Origin of the sequence: Trueperella abortisuis, assembly GCF_030811095.1 — a bacterium.
In the GTDB taxonomy this organism is placed as follows: Bacteria; Actinomycetota; Actinomycetes; order Actinomycetales; family Actinomycetaceae; genus Trueperella; species Trueperella abortisuis.
On sequence record NZ_JAUSQL010000001.1, the window covers coordinates 102,444 to 129,006 of the forward strand.

Here is a 26,563-nt window from a genome sequence, read left to right on the forward strand (position 1 = left end):
ACATGGTCGACGCCTACATGCTTCTCTCCTACGGCGGCCCGAATAAGCCGGAGGACGTGGTTCCGTTCCTGCGCAATGCGGTGGCGGGCCGTGGCGTACCCGACGAGCGGCTGGCTCAAGTGGGCCAGCACTACTACCGCTTCGGGGGAAAGTCGCCGATCAACGAGCTCAACGCCGCGCTCGTCGATCGGCTACGAGTGGAGCTCGCCGCGCGCGGCGACCACACGCCGATCGCGGTAGGCAACCGGAACTGGCATCCTTTCGGCCATGAGACCTTGACCGAGCTCTACGACGCCGGTGCTCGCACGGTCCGAACGCTCGCCACCTCGGCCTACTTCTCCTATTCTTCTTGCCGCCAGTATCGCGAAGACCTCGACCGATGGCACGCCCAGCTGGCCCATCCGGATCTGCACCTGGAAAAGGTCCGGCCGTTCTGGCAGACCCCTGGCTTCTACGCGGCCTACCTCGAGGTGGTGCGCGAGGCGCGGGCGGCCATGCCGGACGCGCGCCTCGTGTTCGTCACGCACTCGATCCCGACCGCGATGAACGCCACCGCCGGCCCGCCCGTCTACGACCTCCAGCACCGTCAGCTCATCGAGAGGTTGTGTGCGGAGCTCGGCGAGCCGGAGTGGGATCTGGCGTACTGTTCGCGCTCGGGTAGTCCGCATGTGGCCTGGCTCGAGCCCGACATCAACGACCATCTTGTCGAGCTTGCCGCCTCGGGCACGCGGGCCGTGATCGTTGTGCCGATCGGCTTCATTTCGGACCACATGGAGGTGGTCTACGATCTCGACGTCGAGGCGCGGGCCACCGCCGAACGCCTCGGGCTGGGCTACATGCGCGCGCCGACGGTCGACGCCTCACCCGTCTTCGTCGCCCAGCTTGCTGACCTGCTCCAACACGGCGCCACCGGCTGCCCTGCCGGGTGCTGCCTCCCGACTCCACCCGCCGCACGGCGGGCCAACCAGAAAGAGGAAACCCATGACACACTCGACGCCCGGCGTGCCTGACGCCGCCGCTCACCCCGCCGCTCACCCCGCCCACGACGACGCCCGGCCGCATGCGCACGGCCACGCGCGCGGGGAGGTCCGCCCGATTGCCCAGCGCCTGAACGAGACCCGGCCGTTCGTCATGTGGTCGGTCTTCAAGGCTGATCCTGCCGTGACCGATCCAGCCGACATCGCGGCCAAGGTCGCCGCTGCGGAGGACGCCGTCGCGAAGACGGGCGTGACTGTCCGCGGATACTACGACGTGTCGGGGTTCCGCGCGGACGCGGACCTCATGGCGTGGTTCATCGCGGACACCGCCGAGGCCGCGCAGGCCGCCTACCGCGTGTTGCATCGGGGGCTCGGGCTGACGCCGGTGTGGTCGGTGCTCAGCCAGCATCGTCCCGCCGAATACAATCCGGATCATCTGCCGGGCATGTTTGAGCGTGAGCCGGAGAAGTTCGCCGCGGTCTACCCGTTCGTGCGCTCCTATGACTGGTACCTGCTCGAGGACTGGAAGCGCGCCTCGATCATGCGTAACCATGCGGCGGCTGGCCGTCCGTTCGGCGATCTCGTGACCTCGACGCTGGCCTCGTTCTCGCTGTCGGATTACGAGTGGGTGGTGGCACTCGAGGGCGAGAACCTCACGCGCATCGTTGACCTCATGTACGCCTTCCGTAAGACTGAGGCGCGCCTCTACGTCCGCCAGGACGTGCCCTTCTTCACGGGCGAGCGCGTCGGGCTTGGCGAGTGGGCGGGCCGATTGGTTAGCCCGCTCGGGCAGTAGCTTGACGACGGCGTCGCGCCCGCCGGCTGCCCGGCGGGCTCCTCGTCGCCGGCAGTTGCCGGCAGTTGCCGAAAGTTCTACTGAATATATCGGCTACCGGTCGCTATGAGGGCCTGGTCGGCCTCAGATTCCTGATCTGTGTCGGGGCACTCGCTGCGTTCGAGGGCGAGGAGGCGCCTCTTGCTGTCGAGGCCGCCGGCGTAGCCGGTCATGGACCCGTCGGCGCCGATAACGCGGTGGCAGGGCACAGCGATGAGCACCTGGTTCCGGCCGACTGCCGCGCCGATCGCTCGAGCGGAGGTGGGCCGGCCAAGCTTCTTCTCGACGATGACGGCCAGCTGGCCGTAGCTGACCGTGTGCCCATAGGGGATGGTGTGCAGGGCCTGCCAGGTGGCCTGCTGGAACGGCGTGCCGGTTTGCTCGATGCGGAAGTCGATGGTGGGGTTCCGGCCGGCGAAATATGCGTCGAGCCAGGCGGTGACCGGCGCGGCAGTGCTACCCGGCTCGGCAGAGAATGCGGACTTGGCTGCTATCGCGGTAGCCGCGTCGGCGGGAACATTTCGCGAGGTCCACAAGCCGCGCAGGGCGCCGTCGTAGGAGATGGTGAGGATCCCGATCGGGGAATCGTAGTGGTAGATCACGGCCGCCTCAGATGGTGGCTGTCGGGCGGCGTCTTTGCGGGCTGAGGTCGCGGTTCGGCAGATGGGATCGGAGCCGTGGCGGCATCGCTCGGGTGCAGCTCCGGCCCATGCGCCGGTTGTGCCAGCGCAGCTTGCGCGGGTTGTGTCTGCGCCGGCCTTGTCGGTTCCGCCGGTTGAGCCTGCGCCCGAGCTGGAGTCGGCCGGGCGAACCACTGAGAGAAGCGGTAGGTGACCCACTCAAGCGGGCCGCGCCGGAAGGGCAACAGCGCCCACAAGGTGCAAAACAGCACCACGAGTCCGGCGACCACGAGGAAGGGCGTGGCGGACTCGGTGTAGAACCAGTCTTCCTTGAAGTGCAGGCCGAAGGCGTGGCCGACGTAGGCGGTCAGCGACATGGACCCCACCGCCGAGATCGGGAAGAGCACGTGCTTGGCTAGCGGACCCAGCCACAGGCAGAGCGCGAGCAGGGCGATCCCGAAGCCGAGGTTCCCAATCACCGACGGGGTGGTGTTCGTGTGGGGTTCGGCGGTGAGAAAGTCCCACAGGGTGAAGGGGCCCAGGTCGGGCGAGTACGTCATCGATTCGACGTCCACCTCGGGGGCGATGGTGGAGGTGGCCAGGTACGCGCTGCCGTAGCCGACGACGGCGAGGGGCAGGCCGATGACCAGGAGCCGGATTCGGGCAGCGGGTGCGGTGAGGTCGGCGCGCCCGATGGCCATGCCGACGAGCACGTAGGCCATGTAGGCCAGGCCGGGGTAGGCACCGGCGACGAGGACGTCGTAGAGGAAGGCGTTGGGGCCGCCGTCGGCGAAGACCTCATAGGTGAACGAGAGATATTCGAGGAGGAAGATGAGTTGCGGGCCGACGACGGCGGTGACGCCCGCAGCGATCGCGAGCTTCCTAGCCGACCAGCTCAGGAGGGGGATGGCGAGCAGGAACCAGGCAGCGTAGAAGCCGAGGATGACGGCGATGATCGTGGGGAAGTTGGACAGGAAGGCGGAAAAGCCGAGGAGGACGACCGCGCGGCCTGCGATGCGTAGTTGGGCGTGGCGGAGCTGTTCGCCGGTGTAGACGACGTTGCGGCCGGAGAGGATGGCCAGTGAGATCCCGGCGAGCAGGGCGAACAGCGCCGACGAGCGGCCCAGGGGGATGTCTGCGAGGAAGTAGGCAAGGGTGCCTTCGCTGTACATGGCGGGGCGGACGTGGGCCCAAATCATGCCGAGGATTGCCAGGCCGCGGGCGATGTCGATGCCGTGGATGCGGCCCCGATAGCGTTGCACGCCAGGTTCGGCGGGCGTTGTCGTGGAAGTGCTCATTGAATAAGCCTATGGCTAATTCCGGCCGCTACCCTATGGAGCCGGGCGTGAGGGGCCACACGTTGGGAAAGTGTCGGAGGAACGTGCGAAGATATAAAAGGTTAGGAAATGGAGGATCGCATGGCGCATCAGGGCCCGTTCGAGGCAATCAACTGGAACAAGATTGAGGATGAGAAGGACCAGGAGGTCTGGGATCGGCTCACCGGCAATTTCTGGCTGCCGGAGAAGATCCCGTTGTCGAACGATATTCAGTCGTGGAACACGCTCAAGCCGCACGAGCAGGAGATGACCACGCGCGTGTTCACGGGCCTGACTCTGCTGGACACGCTGCAGGGCACGGTCGGCGCGGTCTCGCTCATCCCGGATGCGGTCACGGCGCACGAGGAGGCGGTGTACACGAACATCGCGTTCATGGAGTCCGTGCACGCCAAGTCCTATTCCTCGATTTTCTCCACGCTCATCTCGATGAAGGAGATTGACGAAACGTTCCGCTGGTCGGAGGAGAACGTCTACCTGCAGAAGAAGGCAGATATCATCGAGCACTACTACGACGGCGACGATCCGGAAAAGCGCAAGGTCGCCTCCGTCATGCTCGAGTCCTTCCTCTTTTACTCGGGCTTCTACGCGCCCATGTATTGGTCGGCGCACGCGAAGCTGACCAACACGGCGGACCTCATCCGCCTCATTATTCGCGACGAGGCGGTGCACGGCTACTACATCGGCTACAAGTTCCAGGTGGCGATGGCGAAGGCCAGCCCGGAGCGGCGCGAAGAGATCAAGGACTGGACGTTCGAGTTGCTCGACGAGCTCTACGACAACGAGGTCGAATACACCGCTTCGCTGTATGACCAGATGGGGCTCACGGAGGACGTGAAGATGTTCCTGCGATACAACGCCAACAAGGCGCTGATGAACCTGGGCTACGAGGCGCTATTCCCGGCGTCGGAGACGGCGGTCAACCCCGCGATCCTCGCGGCGCTCTCCCCGGGGGCGGACGAAAACCACGACTTTTTCTCCGGCTCTGGCTCCTCCTACGTGATCGGCACGGCTGAGGCCACCACGGACGACGACTGGGACTTCTAGTCGCAGGTGACGTGGCGGGCCAGGGGATTCCCTGGCCCGCCACGGTTATGTGTCGGCGCGCTCTTGAGGCGCTCCGAGCGCGCTACCTTTTTAGATTGCGCTCTCTTCTGTCGGCGTACCGCCGACGGAAGAGAGGTAGGTGCTGGCGTCGAACTCGGCGCGCGCCTTGAACGCCTCGGCACCCTCGGTTTGCTCAACGTTGCCGCCAGCGAAGCGGTCGATGATGAGGGCGATGGCGCCGTCGCCGGTCACGTTGGTGGCGGTACCGAAGGAATCAAGCGCAATGTAGGTGGCGATCATGAGGCCGATCATGGCGTCGTCGAAGCCGAGCATCGATTGCAGGATGCCGACCGCCGCCATGATGGCCCCGCCGGGGACGCCGGGGGCGGCGACCATGATGACGCCGAGCATGAAGATGAAGCCGATGAACTGCAGGGCTGGCATGGCGATGCCGTTCATCGCGATGACGGCGAGCGCGAAGGCGATGATCTTGGACATGGAGCCTGCCAGGTGGATCGTCGCGCACAGCGGGATCACGAAGGAGGCAACGGGCCGTGAGACGCCGGCCGCGATGGCCTGGCGCAACGTCACCGGGATGGTGGCTGCGGAGGACGAGGTCCCCAGCGCGGTGAAGTAGGCCGGAAGCATGGTGCCGATGGCCTTGAGCGGGTTCTTCTTCGCGATCGCGCCGGCGATCCCATACTGGGTGGCGAGGATGATGACCTCGAGGACGAGCACGAAGACGACGACCTTGACCACCGCGGAGAGCACGTTGGCGATCTCACCGGTCTGCGTGAGGTTGAGGAAGATGCCAAAGATATGCAGCGGCAAGAACGGGACGATCACCTTCGCGATAAGGGCGGTGACGATCTCCCGGAACTCGACGAAGCCCTTGCGGATGACGCCGCGCGGGGCGAGCGAGAGGCCAATGCCGAGGATGAAGGCGAGCACGAGTGCGGTCATCACGCCGAAGACCGCAGGAATCTCGAGTTGGGAAAGGTAGCCGGTGCCGGCGGAGGATTCGGAGCTGAGGTCGGGCTTGTCGGTGGTCGACAGGATCGAGGGATAGATCGCCTTCGCGGCGAAGTACGTCAGGAAGCCGCCGAACAGCGACGACGCGTAGGCTATTGCTGCCGTGATTCCTAGCCATTTGCCGGAGCCGCGACCAAGGTCAGCGATGGCGGGTACGATGAGGCCGACGATGATAAGCGGAATGGCGAACCCGAGGAACTGCGAGAAGATCTCGTTGAACGAGAAGAAGATGCGCGAGAGCCATTCGGGGAAAAAGAATCCGCACAGGATGCCAAGGGCGATGGCAAGCAGGACCCACGGAAGGATTCCGGCCTTTTTGAGCGTGGACACGGGGTGCTCCTCTACCTAGTGTGTAATGTGCCTAATGTAGTGTTCCCCGATTCTCCCGCGCGTGTTCATCTTCCGGACGGACTGTCCGCATGCTGGCCCTCGGGGTGCCGGTGGCGGAACCTCGGGGAGGGGCTCGTCCGCCCTGTAGGCTGAAGGCATGTATCACGTGCTCGTTGTCTGTACCGGAAACATCTGCCGTTCTCCCATGGGGGAGATCGTGCTTCGCGATCGTCTCGCGCAGGCGGGCATCGACGACGTCGTCGTCCGCTCCGCCGGCGTCTCCGCCGAGGAGACGGGCAACCCGATCGATCGACGCGCGGCGCGGGTGCTGCGCGAGTCCGGCCATCGCCTCCCCGACCATCACCGTGCGCACCGTGCCACGGACGACGAACTGCGCAGCGCGGACCTCGTCCTCGCAATGACCACGGGGCACGCCCGTTCGCTTCGGGGCATGCTCAGCCGGATCGGGGAGCCGCTGGCCAAGGTGCACCTCTGGCGCGAGTTCGACGGGACGACGCACGTGGCCCCCGGCGGCGTCTTCGGCGCGGGAGGCGCGCTCGAGGAGGACGCGTCCAAGGCCTCGCACTCGGCTAATCTCTACCAATCAGGCGGAGTCTTCGACGTGCCCGACCCCTGGTACGGCACCATGGAGGATTTCTACGACACCTACGAGGTGGTCGATCGAGGCGCTCGCGGACTTGTGACCTATATCGGCGAGGCGATCCGTTGAGGGTGCCGCGAACAGGTCACTGACCTGCAGATCCGTGTGCTTTCGCCGCAAGCAAAAGGTCGTTGAACCGCACGGGTGGTAGGACTAACGTCACTGACGCTAGGTATCCATCCTCGGAAAGGATTCTCCAATGACGGAGGAATTCACATTCAACAAAGTTGCCATCCTTGGCGCCGGCGTTTTGGGGTCGCAAATGGCCTTCCAGGCGGCATGGCACGGGAAAACCGTCTACCTCTATGACCCATTTCCCACCGCTATTGCCAAGCTCCCCAAGCGCTGGGGCTCCCTACGCAAGGGGTACCAGGCGGATCTAAGAGACTACACGCCAGAGCGATTCGACGATGCAATGGCTCGCATCATCCCCACCTCCGACGTCACGCTCGCCGTATCAGGTGCCGACATCGTGCTTGAAGCCGTGCCGGAGAGTCTGGACGTCAAGCGCGAAACGTGGCATGCCGTATCCGAAATCCTCCCCGAACGCGCCCTCCTAGCGACCAACACCTCGCAGCTCCTGCCGTCGGAGATCGCCCTCGCGACCGGTCACAAGGATCACTTCGTCGCGATGCACTACGCGAATAGGATCTGGGCCCATCCCCTGACGGAGATCATGGGCAGCGCCGATACGGATCCGCGCTACATCAAGGCCGCCATCCAGTTCGCCGAAGAAACGGGAACCTACCCCTTCTTCATCAACAAGGAAATCCGTGGCGGGCTCTTCAACACTCTCAACTTCCCGTGGATCTACGCGGCGGCATCCCTGTACATGAGAGGCGTCGGTGACCCGGCCGAGATCGATGAGGCGTGGGTCATCGGCACCGGCGGCCAACTCGGCCCGTTCGCCATCCTCGATGGTATCGGGTTCCGACTCGGAGCCTACCTAGCAAAGATGGACTCGCGGCCCGAAGTTCGCGAGTTCGGTGAGAAGCTGAACGAAGCCGCCTACGCCGGCGTCTCGGGCGTGGCGGACGGCCAGGGCTTCTATCTCTACGACAACATGGGACGAAATCTCGGACCCAACCCGTACTGGACTGTCTAGCAGATACGTAGAAAGACTTAGGAGTTACCAATGGCTAAAGAATTCAATTTTGAAAAGATCGCCGTTCTTGGGACCGGCGTGCTCGGATCCCAGATCGTCATGCAGGTAGCGTGGTACGGCAAGGAAGTATATGCATACGATGCGTTCCCGGCGGCTCTCGAGAAACTTCCGAAGCGATGGGAGTGGATACGGCAGGGCTACGAACGCCACTACACGAACTTCACGGAAGAGCGTTGGCAGGAGTCACTCAAGCGGATCCACCCGACCTCGGATTTGAAGGAGGCAGTCGGCGACGTCGACCTCGTCATCGAAGCGGTACCCGAGAACCTCGATCTGAAGAAGGAAACCTGGGAGAAAGTCGGTGCGCTCGCGGATGAGCGCACCATTTTGGCGACCAACACCTCCTCCCTCCTGCCCTCCGCCTTCTCCGCATACAGTGGCCACGAAGACCGCTTCCTCACGATTCACTTTGCAAACGAAATCTGGAAGCACAATTCCGCCGAAATCATGGGAACGGCGAAAACCGACGCCGACTACATCAACGGTGCCATCCAGTTCGCAAAGGAAACCGGACTCGTCCCGCTCCACGTTCGCAAGGAACAGCCGGGGTACTTCCTCAACTCGCTGCTCATTCCATGGCTGGATGCGGCGGCCAAGCTCTACGTCAACGGCATCGCCGAACCGGCCGACATCGATAAGGCCTGGACGATCGCGACGGGCACGGATTCGGGTCCGTTCCGGGTCTACGACGTCGTCGGCTTCAACGTCGCATCGAATATCTCCGCGGTCTCGAAGGATCCGGAGGTGCAGGCATTCGGCGCGGAGCTGAAGAAGGCGATCGCGGACGGCTTCTCTGGCGTCATCGACGGGAAGGGCTTCTATCTCTACGACGAAGACGGTGAGCCCACGGGACAAAACCCGTTCTGGTCGAAGAAGTAGCGAGAAGTAGTTGCCGGTGGCAGGCAAGCGTGAGGGGGTGGGCCCATGTGGCCCACCCCCTCACGCGTAGCACCCGCAGGCCATTGCCACACCAGGTTTACTTGGCTGCCTCCAGCTCGGAGCGGTGCTCGTCGTCCTCGAAGCGCGGGTTGATGATGTCCTGCGGCTCGTCCACCGCCGTCAGCGTGGCGGTACGCGTGCTCTCCTTGCCGTTTACCGTGTACTCCGACTCGGAGCGGATCACCACGTAGTCGTCGCGAATGAAAAGCTTGGAGACGAGCCGGTCGGCGTCGTCGTTGACGGTGAGGGTCAGCACCGTGACGGGCGTGCCGTCCACGACGTCGCTGCCCACGACCTTGTACTCGAGCGCGGGGTCCGTGCCTGCCGCCCGCGCCTTTGGGTTGAGCAGCGCCTCGTAACGCACGGGCAGGGTGGACTGGAAGGCGAGGGTCTCGTCGCTGGAGTCGGAGGTGGCCTGAACCCAGGCGTCGTCACGCAGGACGAACGTGTTGCCACCCACGAGGATGACGCGACCCGACTCCTTCCCGCCACGGTCGAAGGACTCAATCTCCACGGCGAGCGGATCCATGTTTGCGCGCGAGCGTGTGGCGAGCTTCCCGTTGACGGTGTCCTCCTGCACGTAGCCGGCGAGCTTACCGAGGGCCTCCGCCTGGCAGAACGCGAGCTCACGGGCGTTGACGGTGGTGGTGGCGTTCTTGAGGGGGTCGGTGCAGTGGTCGACGGCGGTGGAAGGTGCGGTCGTGGGATCGGCGGCGACGTCGCCCCCACACGCGGTGAGGATAGCCGTCAGTGCACCCATGCACGCCACAAAACGACCATTCATCGCCCATCCTTTCCGCTGAACCTACTGTACCCACCCAACCCTTAATGATCCCTGGAGGAAGTGGCGTTGGATCTGGGAATTTCCTGTGAAAAAGTGTGGGCGGGTTTGGCCCGCCCACACTCATCTAGGTTCTGCGACGTCGGCTAGAAGCCCATCGCGGCGTTACCGGTGTCCTGCGCCTCCTTCAGGCCCTGCTCGACGGGGACCGAGCCGAGGAAGACGTCCAGCAGACGCGGGGTGAAAGCCTCCGAACCGGCGTTGACGTCCGGGCCGAACGGCGACAGGGTGGTCTTGCCGGAGGCCGAATCGATGAAGACCGACACGTCCACGCCCTGCTCCGCCCAGTAGTTGACGAAGTAATCCTGCGCGGCGACGGCGCCCGGGAAGGACACGCCCATCTGGCCGAGCGGCGCCTGGCCCTCGGCGGAGCCGAGCCACTTGAGGACCTCAATGGTGGCCTCGCGGTTCTTGGTCTGCTCGTTGCCCACGGCGACGACGCCGTGCGAGGTGGAGATCGCTCCCTCGGGGCCGGCGATAAGGTTGGTCAGACCCCAGTTGATGTCCGTGTTCTCGGCGATGGTCTTCAGCGAGTACGGGCCGGACTGGAAGAGGGCCATGTCGCCGCGGATGAACATCTCGCGGGAGAGGTCGCCGTTGGTGTTCGTCTCGGCCGCCGACGGCGCCACGTGGTACTTGTTGATCAGGTCCGTGAGGTAGGTGAAGGCCTGGACCCCCTGCTCCGAGGCGAAGTCGAACGAGCCGTCCTCCTTCTGGAACTGACCGCCGGCCTGCGCCAGGAACGGAAGGTAGATCGCCTGAAGGTCGGCCTGGGCGTTCATGCCGTAGGTCTTGATGTTGTTCGCATCGAAGTCGGCCGAATCGGCGGTGTTGCCGTTCGCGTCCTTGGTCAGCTTCTGCAGGGCGGGCAGGAGCGTGTCGTCCTCGCCGCCCCACTTAAGCTTCGTGACGTCGACGCCGGCGGCGTCGACGAGATCCTTGTTGTAGAACAGGCCGATGGAGTCCCAGATCTGGGGGATGCCCCACAGCGCGTCGTTGCGAGTGTAGAGATCGACCACCGACTGCTGCCACTCGTCGTGGTCCGTGCCGATCTCCTTAGTGATGTTCATGAGGTTGCCGTTGTCAGCATACAGGGCGAAGTTGGAGGAGTTGACCCAGTAGATGTCGGCCATCTCGCCCGATGCCACATCGAGGGGCAGCTGAGTCCAGTAGTCCGCCCACGGCACAACCTCAACCTTGACGTCGATGTTCGGGTGCTGAGCCGTGAACTCCTTGAAAGATGCTTCGTAAGCCGGGGCGGCGACGTCGTCCCACAGGCGGAACGTGACGGTCGCCTTCTCGCCGGAATCGGTGCTGCTCGTGGCGCCGGTGGTCTCGGTGCCGCTGCTCGTGCTCGGCGAGCAAGCGCTCAGCACAAGTCCGAGCGTGCCAAGTGCCGCCGCGGCGGTAATGAATGAACGCTTCATGTCTCTCCTAATGTCGAGGGCAGTTTGCCACTAAAGCCACCCTACCAGTTGAAATGTTAACAAGTTGGTCTGCGTGCGGATACGGTGCGGGCGCTGGGGCGGCCCGGCCCGCAGGACTGAGGAAGGGGAGCGCTTAAGCCGACAGCAGAAATACGTGATAAAGACCATATTGCGTATAGTGTAGTCCTTATCGGGATGCGGGGATGGGGTGAGCTCGATGAGGTCTTCAATACTAAAAGTCATTCTGGCGACATTTGGTGCGCTTGCTATAGTTTTTTCGGGTGGCTTTCTTACTGGAACAGCGGTTGCAGAACCTGAAGCGACGACGCGTGGGGTCAATGAAGTTGATGCTAATGGTGAGCGGATTTGGTTCGGAGAGGCTAGCCCTGAGTTGCTGGCTGTTGCGGATCGGATCGGCGAGTACATTGATGCGCGCGAGGACGAGTTTGCTGGGCACTCATTGACGTCGGATCGAACGATGGTCGAGGTCTATGTGGCAGGAGGCAACGGTGAAAATGATCTTCGTTCACTTCTTTCGAGTGAAGAACTTGCTCTGGTTCGCTTCGTTCAAGTCGAGCACTCGTTAGATGATCTACTCGCTTTGCAGCGCGATATCGTCGACAGTTTTGGGGATGACTTTGTATCTGTGAGTGTGGATTTGGAATCGAACTCTCTTGGGGTATCTGTTCCCCCTGCGGTGTTAGAGGATCAGCCTGAGGATTTGCTCGAATTCCAATCGGATCGAGAGCTATCGAGTGTGTACGAGGGCGATGGCGTGAGCCTTGATGGCTTGCGTGAATTGGCAGAGGCAAGGGGAATGAGAATTAGAGTTTCTCCGGAAACGACACCCGAATCTGCTGCTACGAGGGATCGTGATTATGTGCGGTTCTACGGGGGTGGTGCAATTGACGGTAAGAAGCTGTGTTCGCTGGGGTTCCCGGTGAGCGTAGGCGGTCGAGTCTACGGAATCACTGCCGGCCACTGTGGGCAAGGTAATTTTCAGAATCCGGGGTCACGCTCACCAGTTGGCGCTACTTACACCACAACGTGGAAGGATACAGCCAAAAAATATGGAGATTGGCAGCTTCTTCAAGGTCCGGGATTCGATGCGAAATTGTTCAGTGGCAGCGTGGTCTCTTCGAGTTGGTTGCCAATTAGTCGTGCTAACTCGGGATCCCGAGCCAACGGTACAGAACTGTGTACAAGTGGCCGGACTACAGGGTCACTTTGTCGATTTGTAGTTATTGCATCCCATGTATCGGCCAAGGTTGATGGGGTTCCCGTTGGATATTTGACCCGACTTCGACACGATCCTAATCGCGATGGCATCGGGACCTGTACTGGTTTTCGAGGGGGAGACTCGGGAGGACCTGTTTACTACAGGTCTGCTACCAACCCTAAGGCAGTTGAGGTTTTAGGAATTGTTACGGGTTGGCCGGGTTTGGGTGCAACCGACTGCCATAACAATTTCTACTACATAACCGAGTTTAAGGGCGTGACGCAGTGGTCTTCCTCGGCTCGATTGGGAGCAAGCAAATGAGGCGGGTCGCTTCCTTAGCCGCGTTGCTTTTTGTGCTCGCCGGGTGCGAATCGGAGCCTTGTCTCTTAGATCCAGACGAGATGATCTACCCGGATATTCCGGACTATTTTCAGAGGCTTGACGGCGAGGAGGCGGAACAAGCGGAGCAAACGTGTGGCGGCGCTATCGACGCCGCAGCGCCGGTAGTGACCAGCGAGGTACTGGATCGTGAGCGGGAGACCGACGCCGACCTCATCGAATGCACGTTCGTCCCGACGGGCGATGGCGGGGGAACGTGGTGGGCGAAGCGGGTGGTCAAAGATGGAATCAGCGACGATTCGTGGAGCTTTTTCCTGCTCACCCACGTCCCAGGCGAGGATCTTCCCTACATCTGCGAAGATACCAATCCGGATGCCGAGCAGGTGTTCTTGATCGTCGGCGACCAGGTGTACCGGGCGAGGTCGGTCATCTGCGACATTGGGGTGATCACGGGAGACTGCCCGGACAACCCGATAGCATCCTAACCCGGGTCAGCGAGGACGCGCCTTTGTATCCTTTACTATCTTGTTAATCTTGTTAATCGTTACTATCTTCACCTCGGAAGACCTCGACGACCGCGTGCTCCCGCAGGTACTCGCGCATGTAGGGAAGCTCGAAATCCACTAACCCGTAGCCGGTGGCAGCGATGATCTCGGCATCGATCAGCCGCCTGCGATAATTGCCCGCGTATTGCGCATTCACCCCGAGGCGCTGGGCGATATCAGCCATCGACGACGGCCCGTCATCCACCGCCATTGCCACGAGGAACGTCCGGTCGACTTGCGAGAGGTCGGACAGCGCAGGTTCGTGCACCAGCTGGCCGAGCTTACGCTTCGCGACCACGGCCGCACTGTCGACAGACCCCACTCCGATGACGTCGCCGCTGCGGCGCTTGAAGCACTGCTGGCCGATGAGCTGAACCATGAACGGGTAACCATTGCAGGCGTCCACAGCGGCATCTAGCGCGGCAGGCTCCCACTCAACCCCGGCGGCTGCCACGGGTTTGGCGAGGGCCGCGCGGACGTCGTCGTCGGAAATAAGGCCGAGGTCGATGCGGTTGGCGCGGCGGAGGAACGTGACCGGATTCTTGCCCTCGTCGCTGTCCAGAAGCGGTTTGATGGATTGCGGGATCCCGGCCATCGCGACGGCGATATTGCGATCCTCACGAACGAGGTGCTGGATAGTGGTGGCGAACTCGATGACTTCGGCGCGGCGGTGGTAGTGCAGCTCGTCGAGGGTGATGAGCAGGCCGACCGGCTCTTGGCCGAGCGTGCGATCGACCTCCTCCTGCCACGTGAGGACCTCCGTCAGCGCGGTGCGTAGCGTGATCTTGGGCTGGTGCTGCACGACGTCGGAAAACTGGACGCCCCCAATCGTGGGGAGCGTGATGCCGGCGAGCCTCTTCTTGTGGGTGTGCAGAACGTCCCCGGCGATGCGGAACAGGGAGTCGATAATGCGATCGGAGAAGCCGGCGATCGCAGTTTCCGAAATGACCCACCACGACCGCTCCCGCGCCTCGTCCTCGAACGCGTTAAGTAACACTGTTTTGCCAACTCCGCGCAGGCCTCTGATCAGCGATATCCGTTCGTGGGTGCCAGGGCCGTCGGCGAGAGCTTCCGCAAAATCGGCGACCTCGTGCTCCCGCCCTGCCAGGTAGGGAGGCGTGGATCCGAGGGTCGCCCGAAAGGGGTTGGTCGCGCGGTTCATGCCACCTAGCCTAGCGGGCTTTTGTATCCTTTACTATCTTGTTTATCTTTACTATCTCGCACCGACAACGGGCGGCGTCGGTGCTGGGTGGGACGTCGTCGTCGGGGCTGGCAGCGTTCCTACTTAAACGAGGAGATCCCGATCGAACGCACAATCTGCTTGTTGAACGCGACAAACAAGATGAGTAACGGCAGGATCGAAAGGGTGGTCGCGGCCATGACCAAGGTCCAGTTGGCTGCGTACTGAGACTGCAGGCCCGCCGTCGCAACCGTCAACACGTTCCACTCCTTGCGCGGGGAGACGATCGACGGCCACAAGAAGTTGTTCCACTGCGAGACCACCGTGATAAGTAGCAGCGTGACAAGGATGGGCCGATTCATCGGCAACGCGATCGACCACAGCTGACGCCAGAAGCCAGCGCCGTCAAGCTCGGCGGCGTCGAGGATCTCCTGCGGGAGCGCCATAAAACTCTGCCGCAACAAGAAGATCGCATACGGCGAACCCAGCATGAAGGGCAGGACGATGCCCGCGAACGTATTGCGCAGACCCCACTCGCTCATCATGGTGAACAACGGAATCATCGTGACGATCGCGGGAATCATCATGGTCGAAATATAGGCCCAGAACAGGAACTGCCGGCCAGGAAACTCCAGGCGGGCGAACGCGTATGCCGCCAGAATCGAGGAGACAAACTGGCCAACCACCATCACGGCCACCACCTGAATGGTGACCGCCAGGGGAACAATGAAGTCGTGCTCGGTAAAAAGCCGGACATAGTTATCGAAGGTCACCTCGCCAGGCAGGGAGAGCGCGCCGCGCTGGACGAGGTCACGCTCGGTGCGAAGCGACGTCGTGATCGAAAAAACAAGGGGCAGCACCGTGAGCAGGGCCCCCGAAATGAGCAGGGCGTAGGTGAGCAGGATCGACAGGATCGAGTTCTTCTTGCGATAGCGGGGACGCTTGAGAGTCGTCATGTCAGCTCATTTCGTAGGTCATGCGCCTGGCGAAGTAGCGCTGTTGGATGACGGTCACTGCCACAATCAAGACCATGAGGAAAACAGCCATCGCCGCCGCCTCCCCAATCCGAGGCGAGGCGAACGCCGCGGTGTAGATGCGGGCCGCGATCACGTCCGTCGTACCACCGGGATAGCCGGGGTTGCCGTCCGTGAGCCCGTAGACGAGGTCGAAAATCTGGAAGGACGCGATGAACGATGTGACGGTGACGAAGAAGGTCGTGGGCCGCACCAGCGGCATCGTGATCGACCACAGCGTGCGCAAGGGGCCGGCGCCGTCGAGGGAGGCAGCCTCGTAGATGTCGCGCGGAATGGACTGGAGGGCCGCGAGGAAGAACAGGGAGATGTAGCCGACGTTCTGCCACACGTAGACGAACGCCACCACCGGTAGCGCGGTCGTCTCGCTGGACAGCCACGACGCGCGCGTGCCGAGGACCTCGTTGATCAGCCCCGACGGCGCCAGCAGCCAGCTCCACACGATACCCAGCGCAAGCGGTGCGGCCACCCAGGGGATCACGTACATGATCTGCAAGACTCCGGAGCCGGGCAGCTTCCTGTTGAGCCCCACCGCGATGAGCAGGCCGAGAATGATCGCGGCCGGAATCGCAATGAGGGAGAAGACGACTGTCACCTTCACCGAATTCCAAAAACCGGGGGAGGAAAACATGGTCTCGTAATTGCTCAACCCGACGAACGTGGGCGGCGAGATGAGGTTCCAGTTGACGAACGAGATCGCGATGACCAGCACAATCGGAACCATGAGGAAGAATCCAACTCCGATGAAGGAGGGGATGAGCATGGTGTATGCGGTGGCAATTTCCTTGCGCTTGCGGGCGGTTCGGCGTGGCCGGGGCCCGGCGTCGAGGGTCGGGCTGGGCGTGCTCGCCAGACTGGTCTGGGCGCCGGGTCGGCTATCGGCCTGAGCGCCGGGTTGGGCGCCGGGTTGGGCGCCGGCCTGGCTACCGGCCTGGCTACCGGCCTGAGCGCCGGCTTTTTGTGCTGACATGGGACCACCTCCTGCCGATAGACTAGATCAATGAGCGCCCGTGCGCCTATATGGGTCGTCCGACACTTCACGTGAGGATTTGGTCCACCTCCCGACAGTTCTTTTGAATATACCGACTGTCGGTTCATATATGGGCCTGGTAGGGCTCAGATTCATGTTTTGTGTCGGGCCGGGTACGCAGTGGCTCGGATGTTCCCGTGGTGGCTAAGGCCATTTGCGATAGTTCCGGCGTGCGATGATTCTTATCAGCGAGTCTTTCGTGTTCTCCCAGTCGTGCCATATCTGCCGGTAGCTAAGGCGGGTGACCTCAAAACCCATTTCTTTGAGGAGGAGGTCCCGTTGTCTGTCTCGGGCAAAGGCGTCTTCACCCGCATGATGGGCCACGGAGTCGCACTCGAGAATCCATGAGTTCCCAACGAGCATGTCCACGTACCAGCCAGGTACGGGGGAGAACTGCTGAACCACCTTAAGACCGCGATTGCGCAGGAAATGAGCCACCCGGGTTTCACTGCCTGACTGAGAGGTCGTCTGAAGATTTCTTAGACGGCGCGCCCGGCTCTTGGGGATCGAGCTCAACAGGTACTTGGCATCGGAGACGGACATCTTGCCAAGGTTCAGTGCTGACTCGATGACGATCAAAGCCTCCTCCGGGCTATGGAATCGGGCCGCGTGCTCGACAGCTCGTTTCACGTCTACAACGAGCTCGTTCTTGCTGCCAAAATCGCGGTGGATGATCGGCTCGATCCGACCATTCGTGGCGTTTCGGATTCTCCCGGCAATCTTGTCAACCGACTCCCAATTGTTGGCTACAAGGTGAATCGTCTGATTCGTTTGGGGTGGCACCCAGAGCTCATGAACTTTACATGCGGATAGGCATCCCACTCGAGTGTTGCCGGTAGCCGCAAGCTTAACGAGTGGATCCGCGCCTTGCCAGGCATACCAGCCGCGGCTTACATGGAAGAGCTCTCCCTTGGCCTGTAACTGCGCAATGCGATGCCCGTTTATGCCGGCTTGTTCTAGCTCCGCGCGGGAGATCACTCCGTTCCACATGCATCCACGGTGGCAGAGTTCCACGCGGACTGCGTGCGGCTGATGGCCAATTGTGGATAGCCGTAGCGTTTTGAAGAGTGTGGATAGTTAGAACTGAAGGCAAATGAGGCTCTGCGGCTTTTTGTCCGTCAGCCCGACATAAAACATGAATCTGAGCCTGACCAGGCCCGTATATGAACCGGCAGTCGGTATATTCAAGAGAACTGTCGCGAGGCAGGATCCTCGGAACTGCCGGAGTTGCCCACTACGGAACGAAGTGAAAGGAGAGGCCGTTGAAAACCATCGCGTGGGTGTCATCCATAGTGACGGCTTGCATGCCGTAACGGCTATTCGCACTCATGAAGGAATAACCCTGGCCAGCACCTCCGCCTGGGCCGAATACGCGGATATTCACTGTAGAAATAAAGTGATCGTCAAAGAATAGGTCATCTGGTTGTTGAGTTGCCGATAATGTGACATAGCAGGAGCCTGCGTTCCGGGTCGTCGTACATGCAAGGGCGACTTCTTCGCCGTCGTTCAGCTGTTCAGCGAAAGCTAGCAAATCATGCCATTGCGCATCGTGAATCGTCACTGGATACTGCTGCTCGACCGGAGTGTGTACAACTAGCCGATCACGTGTGATGGTGACCGCAGGGTGAATAGAGTATTTGAAACTGAAATCTTGAGCGCCGAAGGTGCAGTAGCCAGCACAATCCGTCGATTCATTAATGATCCTGGCTAGGCATTGGAGTTGCTCACGATCAACTAGTAGACCGGTACTGTCCTCGATAGTTTCACGTTGATCGCTCAAGAAAGTAACAAAGAGGTAGAGTTTGCCGCATTCGGGGCACACGCTGAGTCGTAGGTCAACGTGCGCTTCCCAGATGTTTAAAACGTCCAGATCCTGCAGGGACGTGCAGTGGTGGTGACTGTCCAGCTCTTGTGACGGCTGCTGAGCGTGAACACCGTGAATTCTTTGCGACCAAGAGGTGATAGTAGCCGCCATGATAGATACTTCCTCATGCGAAAGCACCGAGCATGCATGCTTGTGCAGTCCCGTTTTCGAAACATGGGTAATGCTCAGCATTGTGGCCGCTACTTGTTGGTCGTAATAAGGGTCAAATCTGAATTGTAAAGAAGACGTCATAGCAGTCTCACCTCTAATCGATCGACATCCATACCGAACTCGGGCGACCAGTCATGACAGTCTTGACGATCTTGCCAGTGGTAGCAACATGAATACCGTTTTCCTGAAACCAAAGCTGTTCTCACCTGAGAAGTACTCACATTTCGCTCCGACATTCGAGCTATTGCATGGCGAGAGAGGGCGAACCCTGCGATCGATACGTTGCCTCCTCCATGTTCCATGCACATACGAGAGATACATGCTTGAGGGAGAATAGATGGAGCGTTATCTGGGAATGCAGGAGCCAGAGACGGATCATCATCTGCTATCAAAGTGACGAGCTTCGAAGTCTCTGAATGCTGTGCGGCATATCCCTTGCCAAGTGATTCGTATAATGCGGGTGAGAAGGGAAGTAGTGTATAAACAAGCGAAAATGCCAGTATTTTGAAGTAGATATTCCGCATGGATTATCGTGCTCCTTTTCACATAAGTTTTCGCATCGTAGATCTCGAATGACCGAAACTGACAACACAAAACTAGCAGTGCGTCTATGTTATCTAACAGTAAAGAGGTTTTCGGTGTCACTCTTGCGCCGTTGCAGTATTCTGATCGGCGTATCCTTCGCGTTTTCCAGTTGTTTGCAATTAGGTGGATTGTGGGTTTTCAAGCTTCACTCGGGAAACAACTTCACCACGTCTAGGCTGGCAGCCGACATAAAACATGAATCTGAGCCCTACCAGGCCCGTATATGAACCGGCAGTCGGTATATTCAAAAGAACTGTCGCGAGGTGGGCCAAATTCTCAAGAGAACTGTCGGACCACGGGCTTCTGAGTCGAACACCTAGCGGAAGACCGCGCCCGTGCGCTGGTTGGTCCACGTGATGAGGTAGCGCGCGTCGTAGGCGCGCGAGCACCGCGGGCACGATCCGGTTCGCCCCCGCCGCTGGCGCTCGAAGCGGTGCCCGTTCGGGCACACCCCAACCCATAGTGGCGGCGCCGCCGGCCAGCTCGGATCCACCTTGACCCGCCCGTCCCCGCCGATCGTCAGGCACGTGGTGCGCCACACCGCGTCGTGCCCATGCCCTTCCCCGACCAGTGCGTGCGCCACCTCGTGTAGCACAAGCAGGCGGACCTGTTCGGCGTCGTACAGCTCGAGCAACGGGCCGGAGAGCGAGATGACGCGCTGGGCGTGGCTGGTGTAGCCGGCGCGGCGCTTGGCGCGGTCGATCGCGAGTTCCCACTCGCGCAGGCCGTGCGCATCCATGAGACCCCGGGCGAGGCTGTGAGCACGGGTAATGTCCATGTCGTGATTGTACTGCCCGGCCGGCGCCCTTTCGGGTGTCCGCACCGTCGCTGGCTCATGTGCGCTACCGTTGGGGGTATGGAGCACGAGGTCGATGTTGTCGTGATCGGTGCCGGCCAGGCCGGGCTCGTCGCCGCGCATGAACTTCAGCGCCGGGGCGTGGTCGGATATGCGGCGTCGTCGTTGCCGTCTGCGCAGGCGAGGGCCTCGTTCGTGGTTCTCGACGCCGAGGCCGGCCCGGGCGGAGCGTGGCGCCACCGCTGGGATGGGCTGACGATGAAGACGGTCAACCACATCGCCGAGTTGCCCGGTCTGCACGCGCGGCCAACCGACGGCGAAGAGCGCGCCTCGGCCTACGTCGCAGACTATTTCGGCGAGTACGAGGATGCCTTCGATCTTCCCGTTTTCCGCCCGGTCAGGGTCCGTTCTGTTCACGACGACGGTGCCCGGCTCCGCGTCCGCACGAGCGTTGGGGACTTCTTGGCGCGCGTCGTGATGAATTGTACGGGCACGTGGGAGGCGCCATTCATCCCCTGGTACCCAGGCCAGCAGCTGTTCCGCGGCATTCAGATTCATACCCACGATTACAAGGACCCGGACCTGTTTTGGCGCAAGCGCACGCTGGTCGTGGGCGGGGGGATCTCGGCGCTCGATCACCTGGATGAGGTTTCGCGCGTGACCAAGCACGTCTTTTGGGCCACCCGCACGCCTCCGCGCTGGCGCGACCCTGACGATTTCTCGGTCGGCCCGGCTGCGGGCGGGCTGACGGCGGAGGCTGGGCGCGCGATCGAATCCAGGGTGCGGGCGCGGACGACGGCGGGGTTGCGACCGTTGCCGGTGGTGGCGGAGACGGGCTTGCCGTTGAATGAGCGCGTGCGGGACCTGGCAAGGCGCGGGCTTTTGAATCGCCGCGAGATGTTCGATCGCCTGGATCGCCACGGCGTGTGGTGGGGTGAGGATTACCTCGACCTGGATGCCATCATTTGGGCCACCGGTTTTCGTGCAAACCTGCGCCATTTGGCCCCTCTTCACCTGCGTGAACGTGGGGGCGGGATCGTCATGGATGGCTCGCGGGTGGCGAAGGAGCCGCGCGTGTACCTGCTCGGGTATGGTGCCTCGGCGTCGACGATCGGGGCGAGGCGTGACGCGCGGATCGCGGTGGCGCAGATAGTGGCGGGGCTCTAGCGTGGGCAGGCGTCGGGGTCGGCGGCTGGGCTGGGGCGGCCTGCGGTAAGGTGTGTGAGGAGGAGGATCATGGCTTCACACACAGACCTTGTTGCCCGCATTGGCGAGGCGGGTGCAGTCCCAGCGAATAGGCCGGTTGATCGCGCGCGTCGGATCGTGACGGCGTTGACGATCGGGGCCTTCCTCGCCACGATCGTCGCGCTGTTGTGGTTGTTGGGTTACCTGAGTCCGGCGAAGATGATGATTGCGGCGATCCCGTCGGTGATCTTGCTGGCGGCCTTCGTGGTGGTGTGGCGCGTGATGCGCGACGAGCGTGGAGGTGAGCCGATCCCCGTCATTGCCCGGACGCTGGCGACGTCGGAGAGCCCGTACTCGCGCTACATCAAGAAGGGTGTGAACAAGGGGTTGCTTGTGCCGGTTGTGGTTCAGCCGGTTGAGGGCGAACCGTTCCGCTCGGTCATCTTGCTAAGAGAGACGGGCGGCGTGCAGGTGGAGGAGCCGGAGGTCGGGACCTTGCTGGCGCTGTGTCAGGTGGAGCGCGGCATGGGCGAGCTGGCGAACATCGACGAGGTCACCCCGGAGCAGGAGGCTTTGCGTGAGCGCTTGGCCCGTCATCCTCGTCAGCTGTCGAATCGCGCCCCGGCCTTGCCGATGCGCCGCGGGAGTCTGGAGCGGGTTCCGGCGAGCGCGGCCGCCGAGTGGTGGGGTTCCCTTGGCGCCGGTGTGGCGATCGTGTTTGCTTACATTTGGGTGATCTATTAGGGAGGTCGCCGAGGGGTGAGGGAGGTCGCCGAGGGGCGGCCGGCATAAGTCGTGAGCATGTGGTCCACAAGGCCCATTTTCGCGACGAAAGTCCTCAGATTCACGACTTGGCTCGGCTGGCCGGGCTAGGGGCCGGTGGACCGGGCCAGGGGCCGGGCCCTGTGGGGCAGAAGGGCCGGGCCTAAGCGAGTAGCTTGCGGATTCGCTGCGGCGAGACCTTTCCGACCGTGCCCAACTGCTGGGCGAAGAGCGAGACCCGTAGTTCCTCCACCATCCATCTGGCCTGCCGTAATGTGGCCGCCCGCTGCGGATCGTAGGCACGATCCGCAGCGGCCTCCCGCTCACGGACGACCAAATCCTCAATGTCGTGGACCTGCCAGGCCGCGGCGTCGTCGGCGGCGGGATTGAGTGCCGCTTTGTCGATCCGCATGGTCGCCGCCTGCAAATACCGCACGAGGTGGGTGAGTCTTTCTTCCTCGGTGTCCCTGATGAAGCCCTCATACACCAGGCCGGAGATCTGGTCGCGCACGTCGCTGACCGTATTGATGAGGGCGAGTGAGGTGTTGGCGCGCACCTTCGCGTCGGCCTGCCCGTAGGCGCCCAACACCCGCACCAGAATCTTGACCAGCGCATATATCTCGTCTTCGAGTAGGTCCTGGGTGTGCTCGCGCAGGGCGAGGTAGTCGGCGCGGGCGCGGATGCGCCCGAGCGGGCGATCATTGGCGGCGGCCCAGCGGTCGGCGATGTTACGGGCGGCGGCCAGGTGCAGGTCGTCCACCACGGCGGCGGTGTTCTTGTATGGCGCGGCGGCCATCGTCAACGACTCCTGCCCATTCCACCGCGACGTCACCCGCGCCTCGGGCAACGCCAGCTCCGTTGCCAGTAGCCGGATGACGCCCCGCCGGTGGTCGCGCACCTGAAGCGCCGGCTCCGGTAGCACGCGCAGGCTCACTCGGCGCCCGTCTTCCACGAGCGCCGGATACCCGCGCACCGCCATTCCGTGCGGCCCGGCGGTTTCGACGACGGCGGGCAGCTCCTCAACCTCTGGCCACGTCTCCAGTCCGTCGACGCCGTTGGGCAGGTTCGCGCCCGCCCGGCCAGACTCGCCGGACCCACCGGACCCACCCGGCGCGCCGAGCCGGCTCGCCCCGCTCGCCCGATCCGGCGCATTGCCGCCAGCGGCGGAACCACCGCTATCCGCGGACGAAGCGCCGCTGCCCGCAGCGGAAGCACCGCCGCTCGCGGCCATCTCCTGCAGGATCTGGGCCCGCGCCTCCTCCAGGGCCTGCGCCACCGCCCCTTTGACCACGGACTCGACGGCCGTGCGCGTCTGCGGCGCGAGTCGGCGCTGGAGGTCGGTGATCGACGTGCTCTCGTCAAGCACGGCGCCGCGCTCGGAGCGCACCCGAAACGTGATCTCCAGGTGCGGGGGCAGGTTGACCTCGGCCCATTGGGCGGGCGTGATGTTGACGCCGCGAAGTGCGTAGACGGCGTCGTTGAACGCTTGGCGGAAATCGGGGGCGCCGGGCTGCCCGTGGGCGACGTCGTCCCACCGTGGCAGCTGGTCCCGGATTTGTCGGGCGGTGTCGGGGGCGGGGACGAGGTGACGTCGCACCGGCTTGGGTAGGGCCCGGATCGTGGCCACCACGAGCTCGTCGAGCATGCCGGGCACGAGCCAGTCGAAGCCGTCGTCGGTGAGCTGCGGCAACAGGGTGACCGGCACGTCGATGCTGAGGCCGTCGGCGTGGGCGCCGGGGGTGTAGTGGTATTCGATAGGCAGAGTGATATCGCCCTGGACCCACTCCTCCGGGAAGTCGGCGTCGTCGGCGGAGGTGGTCCCGAGCAGGAAGTCGCGGGTGAAGTTGAGCAGCTCGGGGTTGTTCTGCCGCTCGCGCTTCCACCAGGAATCGAAGTGGCGGGCGGAGACGACGCTGTCGGGGATGCGCTCGTCGAAGAAGGTGAACTGGGCGGCGTCGTCGGCCACGAGCCCGCCTTGGCGGAGGCGCTGCTCGACCTCGTGGGCGTCGGCGAGGGCCTGCTCGTTGTGCTTGATGAAGGCGTGGTGGGCGCGCCACTGGTTGTGGACGAGGGCGTGGCGGATGAAGAGCTCGCGGGCGAGTTCGCGCGCGGCGGGCGTTCCGACTTTCGACAGCAGCACGTTGCGGTCGGCGATGAGGGTCAGGCCGTAGAGGGTGACTTTTTCGTGAGCCATCGCGGCGCCGTTGCGGGTGGACCAGAACGGTTCGGAGTGGCTGGTGCGCACCAGGTGCGAGCCGACCTCCTCCACCCATTCGGGCTTGATCTGCGCCACCGAGCGGGCGAAAAGCCGCGATGTCTCGACGAGTTCGGCCGCCATCACCCAGCTGGGGTTGCGCCGATGCAGTCCGGATCCGGGCCAGATGATGAAGCGCGTTCCGCGGGCGCCCAGGTAGTCCTTGCTCCGCTCGTCCCAGGAGCCGAGGTTGGACAGCAGGCCCACCAGCATGGAGCGGTGGATCTGGTCGGCGGCGGGGGTGTCCGCGCTCAGGCCGAGGGCCTTGACGGCGCGGGTGACGTCCTGGTTGTGGGAGTTGTCCTTGTCCTCGGCTGCCGCCCGGGCGAGCGCCGCGCGCGTGGGGAGCGCGACCGGCTTGGCGTCCATCCCCAGCGGCCGCGACATTTCCCGCAGCTGCACGACGACGTCCTGCCACTCCCGGAATCTCAGCCAGTTGAGGTATTCGGCCCGGCACATCCGGCGGAAGGCCGACCCGGACAGTTCGCGCTGCTGGGTGCGCAGGTAGCGCCACAGGTTGAGGTAGGCGAGGAAGTCCGAGGTGCGGTCCGTGAAGCGGGCGTGCAGCTGGTCGGCTTGGGCGCGGAACTCGGCGGGCCGTTCGCGCACGTCCTGCACGGACATCGCCGCCACCAGCACGAGCACCTCGCCGGCGCACCCGTTTTCGTGTGCGGCGAGCAGCATGCGTCCGAGCCGCGGGTCGATCGGGAGGCGGGCGAGGATTCGTCCGGTCTCCGTGAGCAGGTGGCTCCCGGCGCCGACGACGGTACCGCGGGCCTTGGCCGACATCGGCGTCAGCGCGCCGATCTCTTCGAGCAGCTGTATGCCGGCGCGCACTTGGCGCATGTCCGGCGGGTCGATGAACGGGAAATCCTCCACCGAGCCCAGGTTCATCGCCGCCATCTGCAGGATCACCGACGCCAGCGACGTGCGACGGATCTCGGGTTCGGTGAACTCCGGGCGGGAGGCGAAGTCCTCCTCCGAGTACAGCCTGACCGCGATGCCGTCCTCCACGCGGCCCGAGCGCCCCGAACGCTGATTGGCCGAGGCCTGCGAGATCGGCTCGATTGGCAGGCGCTGCACCTTGGTCTTATTCGAGAATCGGGAGATGCGGGCGGTTCCTGGGTCGATGACGTAGCGGATGCCCGGCACCGTCAGCGACGTTTCCGCGATGTTGGTGGAAAGTATGATCCGGCGGTGGGCGTGGGGCTGGAAGATCCTGCGCTGTTCCATTCCGGAGAGCCGGGCGAAGAGGGGCAGGACCTCGACGGCGTCGGGCACGGAGGAGCGCCCGCCCGGTTCGATATAGCGACGGCCGAGCTCCTCCTCAAAAGCCTTCGCGGTGTCGCGGATCTCGCCCTCGCCCGAGAGGAAGACGAGGATGTCGCCGGGGCCCTCCGCCATGAGCTCGGCGGCGGCGTCGAGGATGCCGGAGACCTGGTCGTGGGCCTGCTCGCGGGTGAGCTGTTCGCGGCCGTCTGCGTCGGGCGTCTGGCGGGATTCGGCGTCGTCGTAGAGCGGACGGTAGCGGATCTCGACGGGGAACGTGCGCCCGGAAACCTCGATGATGGGCGCCTCGTTGCCGGGGAAGCCGCCGTACATGTGACGGCCGAAGTGCTCGGCGAAGCGCTGGGAGTCGATGGTGGCGGAGGTGATGATGACCTTGAGGTCGGGGCGGCGGGGGAGAAGGTTGGCGAGGTAGCCGAGGAGGAAGTCGATGTTGAGGGAGCGCTCGTGGGCCTCGTCGATGATGATCGTGTCGTATTTGCGCAGGTCGGGGTCGGACTGGGTTTCGGCGAGGAGGATGCCGTCGGTCATGAGCTTGACCAGGGTGGTGGGCGAGACCGCTTCCGTGAAGCGAACCTGGTAGCCGATCGCGCCGCCGAGCTGCACGCCGAGTTCATCGCAGATACGGTCCGCGACCGAGCGGGCGGCGATGCGGCGCGGCTGCGTGTGACCGATCATGCCGGTGATGCCGCGGCCAAGCTCGAGGCAGATCTTGGGAAGCTGGGTGGTCTTGCCCGAGCCGGTTTCTCCGGAGAGGATCACCACCTGGTTGTTCTGGATCGCTTCGGCGATATCGTCACGACGCGCGGAGACTGGCAGCTGCGGTGGGTAGGTGATGGCGGGCAGGGCGGCGCGGCGAGCCTCAAGTTCGGCGGGTGTGAAGGGGCGCGGCCGGCGGTCGTGGCGTTGGCCGCGGGCGCGCTTGCCCGAGCGTTTTCCGGCGCGCGTGTCGGCGCGCTTGCGCGCAGCCGTCTCGTCGTGCCTGGTAGGCGTGCTTCCGTCAGTCATCGAGACCATTGTGCCACGTTGGTGGGCGGCGGGCTTCGGCGGCCGTGACGGCGTGGGCTTTCGGGATGCCGTCAAGAGAAAACAATCACTAAATCCTAT

23 protein-coding genes are annotated in these 26,563 nt (G+C 63.1%); 10 read left to right on the forward strand and 13 right to left on the reverse strand.

Features of this window, described 5'->3' with window-relative positions:
* Positions 1-2: 2 nt before the first annotated feature.
* Both J2S45_RS00470 and hemQ read left to right on the forward strand, forming a co-directional pair.
* Positions 3-1,010 (forward strand): ferrochelatase, encoded by a 1,008-nt coding sequence (locus J2S45_RS00470; RefSeq protein WP_307634159.1) that lies wholly within the window; start codon positions 3-5, stop codon positions 1,008-1,010.
* On the forward strand, positions 982-1,773 hold the full coding sequence (hemQ, locus tag J2S45_RS00475) for a hydrogen peroxide-dependent heme synthase (RefSeq protein ID WP_307634160.1): 792 nt from the start codon (positions 982-984) through the stop codon (positions 1,771-1,773). The genes J2S45_RS00470 and hemQ overlap by 29 nt, the downstream gene beginning before the upstream one ends.
* Positions 1,774-1,850: 77 nt before the next feature.
* Here the strand turns inward: hemQ and J2S45_RS00480 are convergent, their stop codons facing one another.
* Complete coding sequence (locus J2S45_RS00480) at positions 1,851-2,414, reverse strand: methylated-DNA--[protein]-cysteine S-methyltransferase (protein WP_307634161.1); 564 nt, start codon at positions 2,412-2,414, stop codon at positions 1,851-1,853.
* A complete protein-coding gene (locus tag J2S45_RS00485) occupies positions 2,411-3,730 on the reverse strand; it encodes a DUF418 domain-containing protein (RefSeq protein WP_307634162.1) in 1,320 nt (439 codons plus the stop codon). The genes J2S45_RS00480 and J2S45_RS00485 overlap by 4 nt, the downstream gene beginning before the upstream one ends.
* A gap of 120 nt (positions 3,731-3,850) precedes the next feature.
* On the opposite strand from J2S45_RS00485, the gene nrdF reads away from it, so the two are divergent.
* Positions 3,851-4,813, forward strand: coding sequence for a class 1b ribonucleoside-diphosphate reductase subunit beta (gene nrdF / locus J2S45_RS00490; protein WP_270973609.1), 963 nt, complete (start codon positions 3,851-3,853; stop codon positions 4,811-4,813).
* Positions 4,814-4,903: 90 nt separating this feature from the next.
* Here nrdF and J2S45_RS00495 read toward each other — a convergent pair whose 3' ends face one another.
* On the reverse strand, positions 4,904-6,175 hold the full coding sequence (locus J2S45_RS00495) for a dicarboxylate/amino acid:cation symporter (protein ID WP_307634163.1): 1,272 nt from the start codon (positions 6,173-6,175) through the stop codon (positions 4,904-4,906).
* 157 nt (positions 6,176-6,332) lie between these two features.
* On the opposite strand from J2S45_RS00495, the gene J2S45_RS00500 reads away from it, so the two are divergent.
* The 3 genes from J2S45_RS00500 (at position 6,333) to J2S45_RS00510 (ending at position 8,880) form a co-directional block, all read left to right on the forward strand.
* A complete protein-coding gene (locus J2S45_RS00500; RefSeq protein ID WP_296931835.1) occupies positions 6,333-6,905 on the forward strand; it encodes a low molecular weight protein-tyrosine-phosphatase in 573 nt (190 codons plus the stop codon).
* A 130-nt stretch (positions 6,906-7,035) separates the two neighbouring features.
* A complete protein-coding gene (locus J2S45_RS00505; RefSeq protein WP_296931834.1) occupies positions 7,036-7,941 on the forward strand; it encodes a 3-hydroxyacyl-CoA dehydrogenase NAD-binding domain-containing protein in 906 nt (301 codons plus the stop codon).
* Between the two features lie 30 nt (positions 7,942-7,971).
* Positions 7,972-8,880, forward strand: coding sequence for a 3-hydroxyacyl-CoA dehydrogenase (locus tag J2S45_RS00510; protein ID WP_296931832.1), 909 nt, complete (start codon positions 7,972-7,974; stop codon positions 8,878-8,880).
* A 97-nt stretch (positions 8,881-8,977) separates the two neighbouring features.
* Here J2S45_RS00510 and J2S45_RS00515 read toward each other — a convergent pair whose 3' ends face one another.
* Together J2S45_RS00515 and J2S45_RS00520 are read right to left on the reverse strand one after the other, a co-directional pair.
* Positions 8,978-9,724 carry a hypothetical protein gene (locus tag J2S45_RS00515; RefSeq protein WP_296931830.1) on the reverse strand — a complete coding sequence of 249 codons (747 nt, stop codon included), beginning with the start codon at positions 9,722-9,724 and terminating at the stop codon, positions 8,978-8,980.
* Positions 9,725-9,867: 143 nt separating this feature from the next.
* The gene (locus J2S45_RS00520) at positions 9,868-11,208 is read right to left on the reverse strand and encodes an ABC transporter substrate-binding protein (protein WP_270973603.1); all 1,341 of its coding nucleotides are present in this window, start codon (positions 11,206-11,208) and stop codon (positions 9,868-9,870) included.
* 217 nt (positions 11,209-11,425) lie between these two features.
* Here J2S45_RS00520 and J2S45_RS00525 point away from each other — a divergent pair, with 217 nt between their 5' ends.
* Both J2S45_RS00525 and J2S45_RS00530 read left to right on the forward strand, forming a co-directional pair.
* Positions 11,426-12,748, forward strand: a complete 1,323-nt coding sequence (locus tag J2S45_RS00525; protein ID WP_307634164.1) for a chymotrypsin family serine protease — start codon at positions 11,426-11,428, stop codon at positions 12,746-12,748.
* An 80-nt stretch (positions 12,749-12,828) separates the two neighbouring features.
* Positions 12,829-13,251 (forward strand): hypothetical protein, encoded by a 423-nt coding sequence (locus tag J2S45_RS00530; protein ID WP_307634165.1) that lies wholly within the window; start codon positions 12,829-12,831, stop codon positions 13,249-13,251.
* 52 nt (positions 13,252-13,303) lie between these two features.
* On the opposite strand, the gene J2S45_RS00535 is transcribed toward J2S45_RS00530, so the two are convergent.
* The 7 genes from J2S45_RS00535 to J2S45_RS00560 all read right to left on the reverse strand — a co-directional run bounded on the left by J2S45_RS00535 (position 13,304) and on the right by J2S45_RS00560 (position 19,950).
* The gene (locus J2S45_RS00535) at positions 13,304-14,473 is read right to left on the reverse strand and encodes an ATP-binding protein (RefSeq protein WP_307634166.1); all 1,170 of its coding nucleotides are present in this window, start codon (positions 14,471-14,473) and stop codon (positions 13,304-13,306) included.
* 119 nt (positions 14,474-14,592) lie between these two features.
* Entirely contained in the window at positions 14,593-15,447 is an 855-nt protein-coding gene (locus tag J2S45_RS00540) for a carbohydrate ABC transporter permease (RefSeq protein WP_270973601.1), read from the reverse strand.
* 1 nt (position 15,448) lies between these two features.
* The gene (locus tag J2S45_RS00545) at positions 15,449-16,492 is read right to left on the reverse strand and encodes a carbohydrate ABC transporter permease (RefSeq protein WP_307634167.1); all 1,044 of its coding nucleotides are present in this window, start codon (positions 16,490-16,492) and stop codon (positions 15,449-15,451) included.
* A gap of 204 nt (positions 16,493-16,696) precedes the next feature.
* Positions 16,697-17,542, reverse strand: coding sequence for a type IV toxin-antitoxin system AbiEi family antitoxin domain-containing protein (locus J2S45_RS00550; protein ID WP_296931820.1), 846 nt, complete (start codon positions 17,540-17,542; stop codon positions 16,697-16,699).
* 244 nt (positions 17,543-17,786) lie between these two features.
* Positions 17,787-18,608, reverse strand: coding sequence for a hypothetical protein (locus J2S45_RS00555; protein ID WP_307634168.1), 822 nt, complete (start codon positions 18,606-18,608; stop codon positions 17,787-17,789).
* Between the two features lie 56 nt (positions 18,609-18,664).
* On the reverse strand, positions 18,665-19,111 hold the full coding sequence (locus J2S45_RS11065) for a DUF4258 domain-containing protein (protein WP_407702441.1): 447 nt from the start codon (positions 19,109-19,111) through the stop codon (positions 18,665-18,667).
* A gap of 377 nt (positions 19,112-19,488) precedes the next feature.
* Positions 19,489-19,950 (reverse strand): SprT-like domain-containing protein, encoded by a 462-nt coding sequence (locus J2S45_RS00560; protein ID WP_296931816.1) that lies wholly within the window; start codon positions 19,948-19,950, stop codon positions 19,489-19,491.
* A gap of 78 nt (positions 19,951-20,028) precedes the next feature.
* On the opposite strand from J2S45_RS00560, the gene J2S45_RS00565 reads away from it, so the two are divergent.
* On the forward strand, positions 20,029-21,135 hold the full coding sequence (locus J2S45_RS00565; RefSeq protein ID WP_296931814.1) for an NAD(P)-binding domain-containing protein: 1,107 nt from the start codon (positions 20,029-20,031) through the stop codon (positions 21,133-21,135).
* Positions 21,136-21,204: 69 nt separating this feature from the next.
* Positions 21,205-21,897, forward strand: coding sequence for a hypothetical protein (locus J2S45_RS00570; RefSeq protein WP_307634169.1), 693 nt, complete (start codon positions 21,205-21,207; stop codon positions 21,895-21,897).
* Positions 21,898-22,078: 181 nt separating this feature from the next.
* On the opposite strand, the gene hrpA is transcribed toward J2S45_RS00570, so the two are convergent.
* Entirely contained in the window at positions 22,079-26,473 is a 4,395-nt protein-coding gene (gene hrpA, locus J2S45_RS00575; RefSeq protein WP_407702442.1) for an ATP-dependent RNA helicase HrpA, read from the reverse strand.
* Positions 26,474-26,563: the final 90 nt, after the last annotated feature.